Annotated in this window: 13 protein-coding genes; 3 read left to right on the top strand and 10 right to left on the bottom strand. The window is 67.0% G+C overall.

What is annotated here, in order from left to right; genetic code table 11:
- Positions 1-68: 68 nt before the first annotated feature.
- Genes HWX87_RS09830 through HWX87_RS09820 form a run of 3 tightly spaced genes read right to left on the bottom strand, consistent with a single transcriptional unit; the run spans position 69 to position 3730 of the window.
- Complete coding sequence (locus HWX87_RS09830) at positions 69-1091, bottom strand: histone deacetylase family protein (RefSeq protein WP_176046960.1); 1023 nt, start codon at positions 1089-1091, stop codon at positions 69-71.
- A gap of 25 nt (positions 1092-1116) precedes the next feature.
- Complete coding sequence (locus HWX87_RS09825; RefSeq protein WP_176046959.1) at positions 1117-2388, bottom strand: Zn-dependent hydrolase; 1272 nt, start codon at positions 2386-2388, stop codon at positions 1117-1119.
- Between the two features lie 31 nt (positions 2389-2419).
- On the bottom strand, positions 2420-3730 hold the full coding sequence (locus HWX87_RS09820; protein ID WP_176046958.1) for an MFS transporter: 1311 nt from the start codon (positions 3728-3730) through the stop codon (positions 2420-2422).
- Between the two features lie 190 nt (positions 3731-3920).
- Between HWX87_RS09820 and HWX87_RS09815 the strand changes: the two genes are divergently transcribed.
- Positions 3921-4877, top strand: a complete 957-nt coding sequence (locus HWX87_RS09815) for a LysR family transcriptional regulator (protein ID WP_175842843.1) — start codon at positions 3921-3923, stop codon at positions 4875-4877.
- A gap of 58 nt (positions 4878-4935) precedes the next feature.
- Here HWX87_RS09815 and HWX87_RS09810 read toward each other — a convergent pair whose 3' ends face one another.
- From HWX87_RS09810 to speB, 5 genes are all read right to left on the bottom strand, one after another.
- On the bottom strand, positions 4936-6006 hold the full coding sequence (locus HWX87_RS09810) for a porin (protein WP_176046957.1): 1071 nt from the start codon (positions 6004-6006) through the stop codon (positions 4936-4938).
- A gap of 157 nt (positions 6007-6163) precedes the next feature.
- Complete coding sequence (locus tag HWX87_RS09805) at positions 6164-7594, bottom strand: cytosine permease (RefSeq protein ID WP_176046956.1); 1431 nt, start codon at positions 7592-7594, stop codon at positions 6164-6166.
- 303 nt (positions 7595-7897) lie between these two features.
- Positions 7898-8575: an SOS response-associated peptidase family protein gene (locus tag HWX87_RS09800; protein WP_176047158.1), complete on the bottom strand. Its 678-nt coding sequence runs from the start codon at positions 8573-8575 to the stop codon at positions 7898-7900.
- A 130-nt stretch (positions 8576-8705) separates the two neighbouring features.
- Positions 8706-9170, bottom strand: coding sequence for a GNAT family N-acetyltransferase (locus tag HWX87_RS09795; protein WP_176046955.1), 465 nt, complete (start codon positions 9168-9170; stop codon positions 8706-8708).
- Complete coding sequence (speB, locus tag HWX87_RS09790) at positions 9163-10131, bottom strand: agmatinase (RefSeq protein ID WP_176046954.1); 969 nt, start codon at positions 10129-10131, stop codon at positions 9163-9165. The genes HWX87_RS09795 and speB overlap by 8 nt, the downstream gene beginning before the upstream one ends.
- Positions 10132-10260: 129 nt before the next feature.
- Here speB and HWX87_RS09785 point away from each other — a divergent pair, with 129 nt between their 5' ends.
- On the top strand, positions 10261-11178 hold the full coding sequence (locus tag HWX87_RS09785; protein WP_176046953.1) for a LysR family transcriptional regulator: 918 nt from the start codon (positions 10261-10263) through the stop codon (positions 11176-11178).
- A gap of 27 nt (positions 11179-11205) precedes the next feature.
- On the opposite strand, the gene HWX87_RS09780 is transcribed toward HWX87_RS09785, so the two are convergent.
- Positions 11206-11835 carry an NAD(P)H-binding protein gene (locus HWX87_RS09780; protein WP_176046952.1) on the bottom strand — a complete coding sequence of 210 codons (630 nt, stop codon included), beginning with the start codon at positions 11833-11835 and terminating at the stop codon, positions 11206-11208.
- A 457-nt stretch (positions 11836-12292) separates the two neighbouring features.
- Between HWX87_RS09780 and HWX87_RS09775 the strand changes: the two genes are divergently transcribed.
- Positions 12293-15775, top strand: a complete 3483-nt coding sequence (locus HWX87_RS09775; RefSeq protein WP_176046951.1) for an ESPR-type extended signal peptide-containing protein — start codon at positions 12293-12295, stop codon at positions 15773-15775.
- A 116-nt stretch (positions 15776-15891) separates the two neighbouring features.
- Here the strand turns inward: HWX87_RS09775 and HWX87_RS09770 are convergent, their stop codons facing one another.
- Positions 15892-16917 (bottom strand): AraC family transcriptional regulator, encoded by a 1026-nt coding sequence (locus HWX87_RS09770; protein WP_176046950.1) that lies wholly within the window; start codon positions 16915-16917, stop codon positions 15892-15894.
- Positions 16918-17002: the final 85 nt, after the last annotated feature.

Below are 17002 nucleotides of genomic sequence, written 5' to 3'. Positions count from 1 at the left end.
CACGAATTATCGGCATGCACACGGAAAACTTGAACCCGCGCACGCGCGATCCGGCCCCGCCGAATCGGTCAGCGTGCGGCGGCAAACCCGCCGAAGAACGCACGAGCGTTGGCGTCAAGGCTTTCAAGGTGATAGCCGCCCTCCTGCACGATCACCGTCGGCAACCCGAGCGCACCGATCGCCCCGCCGAGCCGCCCGAACCCGTCGGTCGTGACGGCAACCTGCGATTGCGGATCGTCCTTGTAGATGTCGAAGCCGAGCGCGAGCACGAGCGCATCGGGCTGGAATCGCGCGACAGCGCGCAGCGCGTCGTCGAGCCGCTCGAAGAATGCCGATTCCGGCGAACCGTGCGGCATCGGCAGGTTGAGGTTGAAGCCGGCGCCGGCGCCCGCGCCCGTCTCTTCCTCGTAGCCCGCGACGACCGGATAGAAGTTGGTCGGATCGCCGTGGATCGAGACGTACAACACATCGTCCCGGCCGTAGAAGATCTCCTGCACGCCCTGCCCGTGATGCATGTCGGTGTCGAGAATGGCGACGCGACGATGGCGGCCGAGCAGCGTTTGCGCGGCGATCGCCGCATTGTTCAGGTAGCAGAAGCCGCCGGCCGCATCGCGACGCGCGTGATGGCCGGGTGGCCGGCACAGCGCGTAGGCCTCGCGCGCGCCGTCGTTGACGTCGGCCGCGGCCGCGAGCGCGCCCTGCGCGGACCAGTACGCAGCGCGCCACGTGTTCGCGCCGACCGGGCAACTGCCGTCGGCGAGGTAGCGCGCGGCTTTCGCGAGCACGCCGCGCAACGGGTTCGGGTCGCGCACGAACACGTTCGACATCACTTCGTCGCCCCAGTCGTCGGGCATCTGTTTCCAGTCGCGATGCGCGTCCTCGAGAAAGCGCAGGTAGTTCATGTCGTGCACGGCCGCGATCGGCGCGGCGCCGCGGTCGGCCGGTTCGCGCACGTCGAAATCGAGCGCGCGCACGGCCGCGACGAGCCGCGCCGCGCGTTCGGGTACTTCCTGCGGTTCGCGCATCTGGCCACGCGACAGGTAGCTGCGCGGATGGTGCAGCAGTTGTTCCGGATGGAAATAGGTTCTCATCGTTCGTCCTCGTCGATTCGTCACGTCACGCATCGTGCGCGGCGGCCGCCGCTTCGACGCGCGCCGCCATGCCGGCGCGCGCCAGCACCGCATGAAGCAGCACGTTCGTGCCGTGCGTCACGTCGTCGGGCAGCGCGTCCTCGGCCTCGTTGTGCGACAGGCCGTCGACGCACGGGATGAACACCATCGCGGTCGGGAAACGGCGCGCGAGCAGGATCGCGTCGTGGCCGGCGCCGCTGACGATCCGCTCGTTCGTGTAGCCGAACGCGGCTGCCGCCTGCGCGACCAGTTCGACGCAGTCGCGGTCGAACGGCGTCGCCGGGCTGCGCCAGCAGGGTTCGATCGCGACCTGCACGCCACGCGCGGCGGCGATGCGTGCGCACGCGTCGCGCAAGTCGCGCTCCATCGCATCGACTTCGGCATCGTCGTGATGGCGCAGGTCGACCGTGAACGTCAGGTCGCCGGCAATCGTGTTGCGCGACGCATTGCGGATCCCGACCTGCCCGATCGTCGCGAGCCCGCGCGGCGCATAGCCGGCGACGATCCGTTCGAGTTCGAGCGCGATCTGCGCGCTCGCGAAATACGCGTCCTTGCGATACGGCATCGGCGTCGTGCCCGCATGCGCGGCCACGCCCGTCACCGTCACGTCGAGCCAGCGGATCGCCTGCCCGCCCGTGACGATGCCGATCGTGGTGCCGTTCGCCTCGAGTACGGGCCCCTGTTCGATATGCGCTTCGAAATACGCATCGACCGCGCCGCCCGTCGCACGCGTGCCGCGATAGCCGCACGCGTCGAGTGCGGCGCCGAGCGTGACGCCGTCGGCATCCTGCTTCGCGAGCGCATCGTCGAGCGGCAACGCGCCCGTGAACACGGCCGAACCGAGCATCGCCGGCGCGAAACGCGCGCCTTCCTCGTTGGTCCAGGACACGATCTCGAGCGGCTTGCCGGTCGCGACGCCGGCGTCGTTCAGCGTGCGCACGAGTTCGAGCGCGGCGAGCACGCCGTAGACGCCGTCGAAGCGGCCGCCTTCCGGCTGCGTGTCGAGGTGGCTGCCGATCAGCACCGGCGCGGCCTGCGCGTCGGTGCCGTCGCGCCGCGCGAACAGGTTGCCGGCCGTATCGACACTCACCGTCATCCCCGCGTCGCGGCACCACTGCGCGAACAGGTCGCGCCCGCGCCGGTCGTCATCGGTGAGCGCGAGGCGCCGCACGCCGCCGCGCGGCGTCGCGCCGACGCGCGCCATGTCGGCCAGGCTCTGCCACAGGCGGGCGCCGTTGATTTCCAGCAGGTCTTTCATGTGCACTCCGGATGAATTCGTTCGTTGAGGTTCAGTGCGAGCCGAGCGCTTCGGCGGCGGCCGGTTGCGCCGCGCGGCGCGCGTCGAGCGCGACGATGCAGAGCAGCGAAATGCCGGCAAGACACGTGTAGAACACCGCGAGCGGCCACCACTGACCGGCGAAGCGATGCGCGAGCCATGTGCCGACGAGCGGCGTCAGGCCACCTGCGATCGCGCCGCAGATCTGATACGCAAGCGAGATCGCCGAATAGCGCACGTGCGCGGGAAACACGTCGCTGACGAAGCCCGCGATCACCGAATAGAAGCCGGCCATGCAGACGACCGCGAGCGCGATGCCCGCAATCAGCGATGCGGACGTGCCGCCCTGCACGAGCATGAACATCGGATACGGCGACAGCATCGCGAGCAGCGCCGCGAGCTTCAGGAAGCGCGCGCCGCCGATCCGTTCGGCGGTCCAGGCCGCGATCGGCTGCGCGATGAACTGGATGATCGCGACCGCGAACAGGCTGTCGAGAATCAGCGAACGCGACACGCCGACGTACTGCGTCGTGTACGCGATCATGAACGTGTTCGTGAAATAGACGCCCGCGATGCCGATCGTGTTCGCGCCGATGCAAAGCGCCACGAGCCCCGATGCGGAGCGGAACACTTCCGCGACCGGCAGCTTCACCGTGCGGTTCGTCTCCTTCACCCGCGCGAACTCCGGCGATTCGTTCACGCCGAGCCGGATCAGGATCCCGACCACGAGCAGCACCGAACTCGCAAGAAACGGCAGGCGCCAGCCCCATGCGAGGAAGTCGGCCTTGTCCATCGACGTGACCGCGCGAAACGCGATCAGCGACAGGATCAGCCCGGCCGGGCTGCCGAGCTGCGCGAACGACGCGAAGAACGTGCGGCGCCCCTGCGGCGCATGCTCGCCCGCCATCAGCACCGCGCCTCCCCATTCGCCGCCGACCGCGATGCCCTGCACCACGCGCAGCGCGACGAGCAGCACCGGTGCGAGCATGCCGACCTTCGAATAATCGGGCAGCAGCCCGACGCACACGGTCGCGACACCCATCATCATCAGCGTCGTCATCAGCGCCTTCTTGCGGCCGATGCGATCGCCGAGGTGGCCGAAGATCACGCCGCCGAGCGGCCGCGCGAAGAAGCCGACCGCGAACGTCGCGAACGACGCCATCGTGCTGACGAAGCGGTCATGCGACGGGAAATAGAGTTCGCCGAACACGAGCGCGGCGGCCGTCGCGTAGATGTAGAAGTCATACCACTCGATCATCGTGCCGATGAACGCGGCCGTCGCGGCGCGTCCCGGCTGGCGGGCGGAAGGAAGGGACTGGGTCATGCGGGCTCCTGACGCGCGCCGCCGCGGAGCGACGCGCAATATCGTGACGACGGCCGTCTGTCGCGGCCTCGCGCCGCACGCTGCGGCACCCCTCCTTTATCGGCGACCGCAAATCATTAGTCAAATTTCAAGTTATTATTCGCCGTATAAATTCAGCTAATGACCACCTGACGCCTCGCCCGGAGACCCGATGCGCCCCGACCTCGCCCCGTTCCTGAACGACCGCCTCGACTGGAACCTGTTGCGCACCTACCTGGTGATCATGCAGGAGCGCAGCGTGAGCCGTGCGGCCGCGCGCCTGCACGTGACGCAGCCGGCCGTGAGCCAGGCGCTGCGTCGGCTCGAGGAGACGCTCGAACGCCGGCTGATCGAGCGGCGCGGCGCGCACTTCGCGCCGACGCCGGCCGGCGAAGCCGTGTACCGGATCGCGAGCGACATCTATGGCGGCATCTCGCGCCTCGAAACCGAAATCGACGACAGCACGGCCGACCTGACCGGCTCGATCCGGCTGCTGACGGTGAGCCGCATCGAATCGCCCGTCTACGACGAGTTCCTCGCGGAATTCCATCGCGCGTATCCGCGCATCGACCTGCAGATCGAGGTGATGCGCTCGTCGGACATCCTGTCGTCGCTGCTGCAGAAGACGGCGACGGCCGGGCTCGGCCTGTGCCGCACGCCGCACGACAAGCTGGAGATGCGCTGCTTCCTGCGTCAGCGCTATGCGATCTACTGCGGCCGCCACCACCGGCTGTTCGGGCAGACGCAACTGCGCATGGACGATCTGCTCGCGGAGAATTTCGTCTCGTTCACGAGCGACCAGATCGGCGACAGCCTGTCGCCGCTCACCGTGTTTCGCGACCAGAAGGGTTTCACGGGCCGCATCGTCGCGTCGTCGCCGAGCCTCGAGGAGGTGCGGCGGCTGATCTTCGCAGGCTACGGAATCGGCTGCCTGCCCGAGCACATCGTGCGCGACGACATCGCGCAGCAGCGGCTGTGGCGGCTGCCGCCCGACGACGGGCTCGTCGACGTCGACGTGTTCCTGCTGTGGCATCGCGACCGCAAGATGAACGCGGCCGAGCATGCGTTTCTCGACGCGATGGAGCGCTGCATGCAGCGCTATTCCCTCGCGGAGCGGCTGGGGAAGTGACGGCGCGCATGCGCCGGCGGAAGGCGCCGGGCACACGCGGCCCGGCGCGGCGCGCTCGTCAGAAGCGATGCACGATGCCGAGCTGCACGCCGCGCGCATTCGCGCCCGGATACGCGAGCGGCAGGCCGGGGTTCGCCGCGCCAGCGAGCGTGTAGCCGGCCTGGTTGCGGTTGCGCAGGTACGACAGCGCGCCGTAGAAGCTCGTGCGCTTCGACAGGTCGTACTCGTACATCAGCCCGAGCTGGTCCGCGTTGTTGCCCTGCGACGACTGGTCGTGCAGATACGCGTAGCCGAGCGCGACGTAATTCGCCGGATTGAACTGGTATTTGACCGACAGCCCGTACACGCGCGAATCGATCCCGAAGTCGGCCCACTTCACCGCGGAGAAACCGCCGTACACGGTGGCCTTGCCGATCTCGTACGATGCGCCGGCCATGATCGTGCGATCGGTCGTGGTCGCCGTCGCGTTCTTCAGCCACTGCCCCGCGACGAACGCGCCGAACGGCCCATGTTCGTAGGTCAGGTCGAACTGCTGGCTGGAACCGGCCGAGCGCACGCCGCCCGCATCGCCGAACCCGAAGTACAGCCCGCCCTGGAAACCCGCGATCTCCGGGCTCTGGTACGACAGCGTGTTGCTCGTGCGGAACGCGAACACGGTCAGGTTGTCCATGCCGGACGCCTGCGTGACGCCGCCGAACGCATCCTGCCCGCCCTGGTCGTTGAACAGCGGCGAATTCTGGCGGCCTGCACGCACCTTGCCCCACTGCCCTGCGATGCCGACCCACGCCTGCCGGTTGAACATGCTGCCCGAACTCGCGAGCGAACCGTCGTTCGGATTGAAGCCGTTTTCCAGCGCGAACTCGATCTTCTGCCCGCCGCCGATATCCTCGCCGCCCTTCAAGCCGAACCGGCTACCCCACTGGCCGCCCGAGTTGATCGCCGCCGTATAGCCGTTACCCGTATTCACGTACTGCGCGAATTCGTCGATCACGCCGTACAACGTGACGCCGTCCTGCGCGAGCACGGTGCCCGATGCGGCGAGGCACGCAACTGCGACCGTCGTGCGAAGACCGGTGTGCGCCGGCCGCGCCCGGCCATCGCCGCCGCGCGCTTTCATATATTTAGTCATACTATTCAATAGGCAGAGAATGAAACGACACCGGGCGCGGCAATCGCGCCGCACCGGTATCGCGGGAATGGGAATCGGTCGGGTCAGCCTGGCGCAGACGGCGCCCGGCTCGGCGCTCGGGCCGGCAACGAGCCGGCCCGATGCGCGAGAGGCACCGTCAGTGGTGAACTTCGCCGCGTTCGATCGGCAGGATCAGGCGTTCAGGGATGCTGCGACGCGACGCGCGTGCGCCGATGTAATACAGCACGGCCGGCACGATCAGCCCGAGGATCCACGAGATGTCGGTGCCGCCGAGCGCATCGACGAGTGGCCCCGTGTAGATGTGCGTCGACATGAAGGGCAACTGCACGAGGATGCCGACCACGTAGATCGTGATCGCCATCACGTTCCAGCGGCCGTAGCGGCCGTCCGGATCGGACAGCGCCGGCACGTCGTAGCGCGAGCGCGTGAAGCAGTAGTAGTCGACCAGGTTGATCGCGCTCCACGGCGTGAAGAACGCGAGCAGGAACAGGATGAACGCGGTGAATTCCTTCAGGAACGAATGACGGCCCGCGAGCGCGATCAGCGTCGACACGCAGATCATCCCGAAGATGTACACGAGGCGGCTCTTCGACGACACGGCGCCCTTGCCGCGGAAGCCGCTGACGATCGTCGCCATCGACATGAAGCTGCCGTACGCGTTGAGCGCCGTCACCGTCACCTTGCCGAACGCAATGCTGAAGTACAGCAGCGCAGCCACGGCACCCGTCGAGCCGAGGCCGACGATATACGACACTTCATGGTGCGCGAACTGGCTGCCGGCCAGCGCGGCCGCGAACACGCCGAACACCATCGCCGCCTGTGCGCCGATCACCGAGCCGAGGCCGACTGCGAGGAACGTCGCGACCGACGACGTCGAGCGCGGCAGGTAGCGCGAATAGTCGGCGACGTACGGACCGAACGCGATCTGCCACGACGCGGACAACGACATCGACAGCAGGAAGCTCGCGAGCGAGAAATGCCGGTTGGCGAGCAGCGCGCCGACGTCGTGGTTCGCGAACAGCTGCGTGAACATGTAGACGAACGCGGCGATGCCGACCACGCTCGCGATCCGGCCGACGGCATGGATCGCACGATAGCCGAACACGGTCAGCACGACGATCACGGCCGCGAACAGCAGGATGCCGGCTGCGTCATCGACGTGCAGCAGCTGCGCCACGGCCTGCCCGGCCAGCACCGAGCCGCTTGCGGAAAAGCCGATATACATCAGGCACACAAGCACGATCGGAATCATCGCGCCGTACACGCCGAACTGCACGCGGCTCGAGATCATCTGCGGCAGCCCGAGCTGCGGCCCCTGCGCGCCATGCAGCGCCATCACGGCGCCGCCGACGAACTGGCCGAGCAACAGCGCGACCAGCGACCAGAACACGTCGCCGCCGAGCACGACCGCGAGCGCGCCCGTGACGATGGCCGTGATCTGCATGTTCGCCGACAGCCACAGCGTGAACTGGCTCAGCAGGCCGCCGTGGCGCTCGGCGTCGGGAATGAAGTCGATCGAGCGTACCTCGATCAGTCCGCCGGCTTTTCCACTGGAATTCGTTGACACGGGTCAATCTCCAAAATACTCAGGACCACACATGGTTTGAACGGGACAGGATGCAGCGAGCCGCCCTTTCGGCTCTGCGGGTGCGGGGCGCCGTGGATCGCCGGCATGCGCCACGCACGCACGGTTTGCACGCTGGCGCGCAAGCGGCACGACGTGTGCCGACATTGCCAGCGGATGATCTTGTATATACAACTTGCGAGATATCGGTGATTACCCGGTATCGATCGATTTTCGAAATCGTCCGAATAATCGGTGCACGGCCGGGCAATTTCGCCGCAAGTCACGCGTCGGAAAAATGAAAGGTCACGCGCCGGCCGGCGGTGCCTGGTCGGGCTCGGCCGTCATGCCATCGGCGGGGAACAGGGTCAGCATGCGCCGCGCGGTCTCGATGTCGCGCGTATGCAGCCATTCGTCGTAATCGTCGCGGCGCAGGATCACGACGCCGCGCTTCTCGTCACCCGGCCGATGCATCCGCGCGAACAGCGGATGATCGTCGGCGTTCACCGTGAGCATCGCCATGCCGATGCAGACGCGCCCGTCGGTGTCTCCGTAGCGGCGCCAGATACCGGCGACGCAGTACGGCTGCCAGCCGTCGACGCCGATCCGGTGCCATACGTTGCGCCCGGTCTCGTAGCACGGCTCGCAGATCCAGCGCACCGGGATCAGGCAGCGCTGGCCGTTGCGCCAGGCGTTCGCGTAGAGACGCGACGCGCCGACCGTTTCCGTACGCGCGTTCACCGTATCGAGCTTCTTCTTTTTCCGGCCATGCTCGTCGAGCCGCTCGGGCTGCATGAATTTCGGCCAGAAGCCGAACACGGCCGCCGCGACTGCAAGGCCGTCGCCGTCGGCGCATGCGACCGGCGCCGCATAGTCCGGATACACGTCGGGCGCCCACGGGTCGCGGCGATACAGATCGCCGATGCCGATCTTCAGTTCGCTGATGCCCGGGTCTTCGCCGGGGGCGCGGTAGTGAGTGCACACGATTCGTGCCGACGATGGAAGCAATGCTTCCATCGTAGATCAGCGCGCGTGCCGCAATTGCATCGTTGTTTTGTATGACGAAACAGTTTTACGGATCGCGAAGCGTCGCGATCCGCGGCAACGCATGCGGTCACGCGTGCTGCCCGACGTGAAGCGTGAGAATTTCATCGCCCGCTTCATCCAGCTTGCCGGTCGGTATCCAGCCGAGGTGCCGGTAGAACCCATACGAGCGCGACGCGGGATCGGTCGAGCAGCCGAGAAACAGCGACGTGAAACCGTTCGCCGCGAAATCGTCGATTACGTGCCGCAGCAGCCGTTTGCCGATCCCCGCGCCTTCGTACTCGGGCAGCATCGCGAGCACGACGATCTCGCCCGAAGCCGTATCGCCGAAGCAGTAGCCGACCATGCGTCCGTTCGCGCAGCACACATGGCCCGAGAACAGGCCGTCGCGAATCCCGTCGTCCCAGCTTCCGACGGTGATGCCGAGATCGCGCAACTGCGCTTCGGTGAACGCGTTCTCGCGGGTCTTTCCGCGCAGTGCGATGCACGCGGCCGCGTCACCGGGCACGGCCTTGCGCCAGCCGAGTTCATCCATCGATCGATTTTTCCTTTGCCTGCCGCCGGCGCGATGCATGCAGGCAGATCAGTTCCAGCGCGATCGTCGCACCGGCCAGCGACGTGATTTCCGCATGATCATACGGCGGCGACACCTCCACCACGTCCATGCCGACCAGGTTGATGCCGTCCAGATGACGCAGGATCTCGAACGCCTGGTGGCTCGACAATCCGCCCGACACCGGCGTACCCGTGCCCGGCGCAAACGCCGGATCGAGACAGTCGATGTCGAACGTGAGGTACACCGGATGATCGCCGACGCGCTCGCGAATCCGTGCGGCAATCGCGGCCGGCGTCGAAGCATGCACGCGGCGCGCATCCTGGATGTCGAATCCCATCGGCTCGTCGTTGGTCGTCCGGATGCCGATCTGCGCCGACCGTTCGGGCACGACCCACCCTTCCCGCGCCGCGTGATAGAACATCGTCCCGTGATCGATGCGCTTCACGTCGCGGTCGGGCCACGTGTCGGTGTGCGCATCGAAATGCACGAGCGACAGCGGCCCGTGCACCTTCGCATGCGCCTTCAGCAGCGGATACGTGATGAAGTGATCGCCACCGAGCGTCAGCATCGCGCAGCCGCGCGCGAGGATCGCATCGGCATGCCGCTCGATCGCGCCCGGCACGGATTCGGGCTGCCCGAGATCGAACGCGCAATCGCCGTAATCGACGGCAGCCAGCACGTCGAACGGATCGAACGACCACGGCCACGGGCGCGCCCACGCGATGCCCGTCGACGCGATCCGCAATCCGCGCGGGCCGAAACGCGTGCCGGGCCGGTGCGATGCGGCGGAATCGAACGGCACGCCGGTGATCGCAAGGTCGACACCGTCGAGATCACGGCTGAAGCGCCGCCGCATGAAACTCGTCGCGCCTGCGAAGGTTGGTTCGGCCTGCGTGCCGTAGAGGCTGTCGCGCGTGAACGCGAAATCGTTCTGGCTCATCGTCGGAGTCCTGTCTGAAGGGGAACACGGCCGCGCGGGGGGCGACCTCGTGCCCGATTCTGCCGGCACGGCATCCAACGAAAAATATGAACTAACATAAGCCGACTTCACGAAACGCGATGTATCGCCATGCTGACCCGACTCCGAGACATGGATTTGCAATTGCTGCGGCTCTTTCTGACGATCGTCGAAAGCGGCGGCTTCAGCGCCGCGCAGGGCACGCTCGGGATGGCGCCGTCCACCATCAGCACGCAAATGGCCAAGCTCGAGACGCGGCTCGGGTTCCGGCTGTGCGATCGCGGCAAAAGCGGCTTCCGGCTGACGCCGAAAGGCGAACGCGTGCTGCAGTCGACGCGGCGGCTCCTGCAGGCGATGGACGTGTTCACGCGCGACACGCAGCACGTGTCGGGCACGTTGCTCGGCGAGTTGCGCATCGGCTTGTCCGAGCGGCTCGCGCCCGACGTCGTCGAATCGATCGCGGCGGCCGTCGGCCGTTTTCGCGAACAGGCGCCGGACGTGCTGATCGAGATGATCGCGATACCGCCCGACGAACTGGAGCGCAGGCTGCTGAAAGGCGAACTGCAGCTCGCGATCGGCTATTTCTCCGGTCACCAGGCCGGCCTGCACCATGCGCCGCTGTTCGTCGAACACCAGTCGCTGCATTGCGGCGCGCGACATCCGCTGTTTGCGAAGAAAAACGTGTCGGTGAACGACATCGCGCGCACGAGCAACGTCGCGCGGCTCTACAAGACGAATACGTCGGGCGCCGCGCCGCGCAACGCGCAGCCGACCGCATTCTCCGAGAACGTCGATGCCGACGTGATCTTCATCCTGTCCGGCGCGCATGTCGGCTTCCTGCCCGACCACGTCGCGGCGCCGTGGATCGCCGCCGGAAAGATGCGCCGGCTGCTCGCGAGCAAGCTGAGCCATACGGTCGAATTCCAGCTCGCGACGCCGCGGAACTGCGACGGCAGCGAAGCGCTGGATGCGTTCACCGCGGCGCTCGCCGAACAGTTCGGCGGGCTCGACGGATTGTCGGGCGGATAACCGGGTACGCGGGCAGCCCGCTGCGCGTCAGACGAGCCGGTCCGATGCGACGACGTGCACGCCCGGCCGCGCGTCGATCGCGGCATCGACCAGCGCACGCGCGATCCGCGATGCCGGATTCACGCGCCACTTCGCCGGCAGCACCGGCCCGACAGCGTTCAACGCGAACACGAACAGCCGCTCGCCGAGCCTGAATTCGTCACGGCTGCCGCCGATCAGGCCCGGCCGCACATAGGTGAGCGACGCAAACCCGACGCCGGCCAGCGCCTGCTCGACCTCGCCCTTCACGCGGTTGTAGAAGATGCGCGATGCAGCATCCGCGCCGAGTGCGGAATTCAGCGCGTAGGCCGGCGTGCCGTGCCGGTGCGCGAGCCGCGCAACCGCCAGCGGATAGTCGTGATCGACGCGCCGGAAGGCCGCCTGCGAGCCGGCGGCCCGCATCGTCGTGCCGAGCGTGCAAATGACCGCATCGGCCTGCCACCAGTCGGCCGCGTCGGGCAGTTGATCGAAATCGACCTCCAGCGCGCGCATCTTCGGATGCGGCGACAACGGCCGGCGCGCGAGGACGACCACCTGATCGACCCGCGAATCGGCGAGCGCGACTTCGAGGACGTGGCGCCCGACGAGTCCCGTCGCGCCGACGAGCAGCAGTTTCATGTCCGGTTCTTCCGTGTGAAGCCTGCGTTGGCGGGTCCGATGCGGCCCGGTTTCCGGCTTTCGACATGATCGTCGGCCGACCTCGCGCCGACAACCTTCCTGCATCTCGAAAAATTACAGACGGCGCTCATTACATATCTCGAATTTGCAGAAACCGGCTTCTGCCCGGACACGCACGCATGCAGCATTTCGCCGCACCTTTTCACGCATTTTTGTCATTTTCATCGCACCCTATCTCTCAAAATGTCGATTTTCTAGACATTTGTACGACTTTTAATGTCAAACAATGCAAGAAAGTGCATTCATTTTTCGTTGTTTTACATTACAAACACATTTCAATCTGTAAGATTCGTCTCATTCGTTATCTCTTAATTCACCCGGGAACGCCCATCCAGCTGCCTTAATTCCTCAAGTCATCGTATCGCGGTGCGGCGTCCTCTTTTTTCCGAGACAGACTATGAACCGCACTTTCCGTACGATCTGGAACGACGCACTGGGCGCCTGGGTCGCCACCTCCGAAACCACCCGCGCCAACGGCAAGAAAACGTCGAGCAAGGTATCGGCTTCCGCACGCGTTGCTGCCACCCTCTCCGCCGCCGCCGCGACCCTGATTCCCCTCGACAGCCTCGCCTACGTGTCCGTCGGCGGCGATACCGGCTACCAGTGCTCCGGCACGTGGGCCGCCTGCGCCGACTACTGGTCCGTCGCGATCGGCGATGAAGCCACGGCGACGCAAACCGGCAACCGCGCCGGTGCGACGACGGCCAGCTTCCTGACGTCGGTCGGCTCGCGCTCGAAGGCGACGGGCGGCACCTATGCGGCGGCCTTTGCAGCCGAAGCCAACGCGACCGGCGAAGGCTCGCTCGCGATGGGCGGGAAATCCACCGCAACCGGTACAAGCGGCGTGGCCGTCGGCTACCGCTCGAACGCGAGCGTCGCCAATGCAGTCGCGCTCGGCCAGGGCTCGGTCGCCGACCGCACCGGTTCGGGCACGGAGCGCTTCTCCAATGCAGCCGTCGCATCGAACGGCGTCGTGTCCGTCGGCAGCGCCGGCGCGGAACGCCAGATCACCCGCGTCGCCGGCGGCACGCAGGACACCGATGCCGTGAACGTCCGGCAGCTGGCCGCCGTCGACACCGCCGCATCGAACGGTCTCGCGTCGCTGTCGACCGCCACGTCGGCCGCGATCGATGCCGCGACCACGCGTTATTACAGCGTCAACGACGGCGGCACCGCCGGCGCGAACTACAACAACGACGGCGCCACCGGCAACAACGCACTCGCGGCAGGCGTGAACGCATCGGCGACCGGCCATGGCGACGTTGCGATCGGTGCGGGTGCGGCCAGCAGCAGCGGCTCGACCGGCGCCGGCAACGTCGCGATCGGCCAGGACGCCCGCGCGATCACCACCGGCGGCGGCTTCGGCGCGATCGCGCTCGGCGCGGGCGCGAAGGCCGGCACGGGTGGCTACACGGGCGCCGCCGCGATCGGCTACAACAGCTCGGCCACGGAAAACAGCACGGCGATCGGCGCGAACGCGTCGTCGAGCCATACCGGCACGGCGCTCGGCCGCGCGGCGGAAGCGACCGCTCGCGGCGCGCTGGGCGCAGGCTCGTCCGCCGCCGCCACTGCAACGAGCGCGATCGCACTGGGCGACCGCGCGACGAGTTCGGCCGCCACCAGCGTGTCGATCGGCGCACAGGCCAACGCCAGCGCACAGGCCGCTAGCGCGATCGGGCCGCGTGCGGTCGCGTCGGGCGCGGGTGCGGTCGCGATCGGTGCGAGCGCAACGGCTGCCGACGCGAACTCGGTCGCGCTGGGCGGCGGCGCGGTCACCGCGGCTGCCACCGGCACGAGCGGCGCGACGATCAACGGCCGCGCATACGACTTCAAAGGCACCGCGCCCGTCGGGACGGTGAGCGTCGGCAACCAGAATCGCGAACGGACGATCACCAACGTCGCGGCCGGTCAGCTCAACGCGAACAGCACCGACGCCGTCAACGGCTCGCAGCTGAACGCGACCAACGTCGAACTCGGCACGGTAGGCTCCAACCTCACGAGCCTGTCGACCTCGACGTCGACCGGCCTCTCCACGACGAACGACACGCTCACGTCATTGTCGACGTCGACCGCCGACAGCCTGCGCATCGTCGACAGCAACATGGCCTCGCTGTCGACCGGCCTGAGCACGACCGACAACGCCGTCGCATCGCTGTCGACCGCGACGTCCACCGGCCTGTCGACCACCCACAACACGCTGGTTTCGCTGTCCACGTCCACATCGACCGGCATCGATACGCTCGGCAAGAACCTGACGTCGCTGTCGACCGCCACGTCGACGACCGTCGGTTCCTTGTCCACCACGATCAGTACAACGAATGACAATCTGGTCTCGTTGTCGACCTCGACGTCGACCGGCTTCGTGTCGCTGTCGACCGGCCTGAGCACGACCAACGACACGGTCACGTCGTTGTCGACCTCCACGTCGACCGGGCTGTCGACGACCAACAGCACGCTCGCGTCGTTGTCCACGTCGGCCTCGACGGGCATCCATTCGCTGTCGACCGGCCTCAGCGCGACCGACAGCACGATGACGTCGCTGTCCACGTCGACGTCGTCGGGCCTCAGCTCGCTGTCGACGAGCATCAGCTCGGTCACCGTCAACACGACGAACCTCGGCAACAGCACGGCCGACGCGCTCGGCGGCGGCGCCACATACGATCCGGTAACCGGGAAGATCACCGCGCCGTCGTACGTGACGTACAACAACGACGGCACGACGACGACCCACGCCAACGTAGGCGACGCGATCGACAACCTCAACGCGAAGGGCGCGAAGTACTTCCACGCGAACTCGACCGAGGCCGACAGCCAGGCCACCGGCGCGAACAGCGTCGCGATCGGCCCGAACGCGGTCGCGAACCTCGACAACTCGGTGGCGATCGGCAACCGCTCGGTCACCGGCGCCGCGGTCGGCGTGTCGTCGTCGAGCATCGGCGACCTGCATTTCGGCGGATATGCGGGGGCGAACCCGTTCGGCGTGTTCAGCGTCGGCTCGCCGGGCCAGGAACGCCAGATCCAGAACGTCGCGGCTGGCCGCGTCAGTGCCGACAGCACCGATGCGATCAACGGCAGCCAGCTGCACGCGACCAACCTGAACGTCGCATCGCTGTCGACCGGGTTGAGCTCGACGAACAGCAATCTCGCCTCGCTGTCCACGTCGACGTCGACCAGCATCGGTTCGCTGTCGACCGGCCTGTCGTCGACCAACGAAGCGCTGGGCTCGCTGTCGACCTCTACGTCGACGAGCGTGACGTCGTTGTCCACCGGCCTGTCGACGACCAACGACCGCGTGTCGTCGCTGTCGACCAGCGTGACGAACATCAACACGCAGATCAACAACCTGTCGACGTCGGCGTCGCGCAACACGGGCATCACCGCGGACATGAACGGTTCGGGCACCGATGCGCCGACCGTCACGGCCGGCTCCAACTCGGTCGCGATCGGCGCGAACTCGAACGACGGCGGCCGCTCGAACGTGGTCTCGGTCGGCACCGCGGAGCAGCAGCGCCAGATCGTCAACGTCGCACCGGGCACGCAGGGCACCGACGCGGTCAACCTGAATCAGCTGACGATGGCGACCGAATCGGCGAACCGCTACACCGACCAGCGGGTCGGCGCGATTCAGCAAGGCGTGAACGATCTCGCACGCAACGCCTATTCGGGGATCGCGATCGCCGGCGCGCTCGCGGGGATGCCGCAGGTCGATCCGGGCAAGGTCGTCTCGGTCGGCGCCGGGTTCGGCAACTACGGCGGCTATACGGCAATCGCGGTCGGCGGCAGCGCGCGGATCACGCAGAACACCGTGATCAAGCTCGGTGTCGGCACGGTGAACGGCTCGCGCATGATGGTCAACGGCGGCATCGGGCATTCGTGGTGATGCCGCGCAGGCCGGCGCGGATCGTGCCGGCCCGCCCCGCTGTGGAAACGGAAAAGCCCGTGAGCGTCAGGTCGCCCACGGGCTTTTTTATCGGCGAAGTCGTGGCGGTTCACATGCTATGAAGCGGTCGCTTCCTGTCGCGACACGCTCGGCGCAACACCCGTCCAGCGCTTGTATGCCTGCGAGAACGACGACATGTCGCTGAAGCCCAGCTCCTCCGCGATCTCCTTGATCGACAAGCTTCCCTCGGCGATCAGCGCCTGCGCACGCGCCTTGCGTACCGCGTTCGAGATGTCGCGGAAGCACGCACCCTCTTCTTGCAGGCGGCGCTTCAACGTGCGCTCGCTCGTGTTGAGCAGCGTCGCGATGTCTTTCAGTTGCGGCGGCCGGTCGAACGGGCGCGTGGCGAGGTACTCGTTCAGGAACGACACGAGATCGACGCGCGTGCGCCGGCGTGTCATCAGCTCCGCACACATGCGCTCGCACATCGCCGCGGTCGCGGCATTCGCCTGCGGCAACGGCCGCTCGAGATGCGCATGTTCGAACGTGAGCGTACTGGCAGGCTGGCCATGCCGGATCTTCGCGCCGAGCACCGTCTGTTTCGCTTCGGAACCGGATCCGGCGTCGCACGCCAGGTCGAACGTCGCGAGTTCGAACGCGCTGCCGATCACGTCGCGCAGCACGCGGCACGTCGCGCCCATCGCGCGTTCGACGAAGAAACGCTGCACGTTCGCGGCAAGCTCCGGCGACGCGTCGAACTGAATCGCGTCGTGCGGCCCGATTCGGCGGAACGTCATCCCGACGAACGTGTAGGTCAGCGCCAGGTAGCGGCCGGCGAGCGCGACCGCGTCCATGCCCGTCGCGCTGCTCAGCAGCCCGTAACCGAGCAGCCCGTATGCAGACAGCTGGTACGACAGGCCGACTTTCAGGCCGATGCCGGCCTCGCCGGACGTCAGATCCAGCAGGTTCGACGCAACAGCCAGCTCCTGCGCGGCCAGCACCGTGAAATCGGGGTCGGCAAGCTGCTTCAGCGTGAGCTGCGAGCCCTTGAGCAATGCCGATGACGCGATCTTCCGGTCACGCCCGAACTCGATCATCAGCAGGACGGAAGCCGGGCTGCGGGCAAAGTTCCAGACATTCATCAGACGCCTCGCGACGTGGGGTTGGCCTAGATTCTAAAGCGGTTGGCCTGCCGCAGCATGGATCGTGCGAGCCGGGGCGCCGATG

This window comes from Burkholderia sp. BCC1644 (assembly GCF_902833225.1).
Taxonomy (GTDB): domain Bacteria; phylum Pseudomonadota; class Gammaproteobacteria; order Burkholderiales; family Burkholderiaceae; genus Burkholderia.
This window is presented reverse-complemented; position numbering and strand designations above follow the sequence as displayed.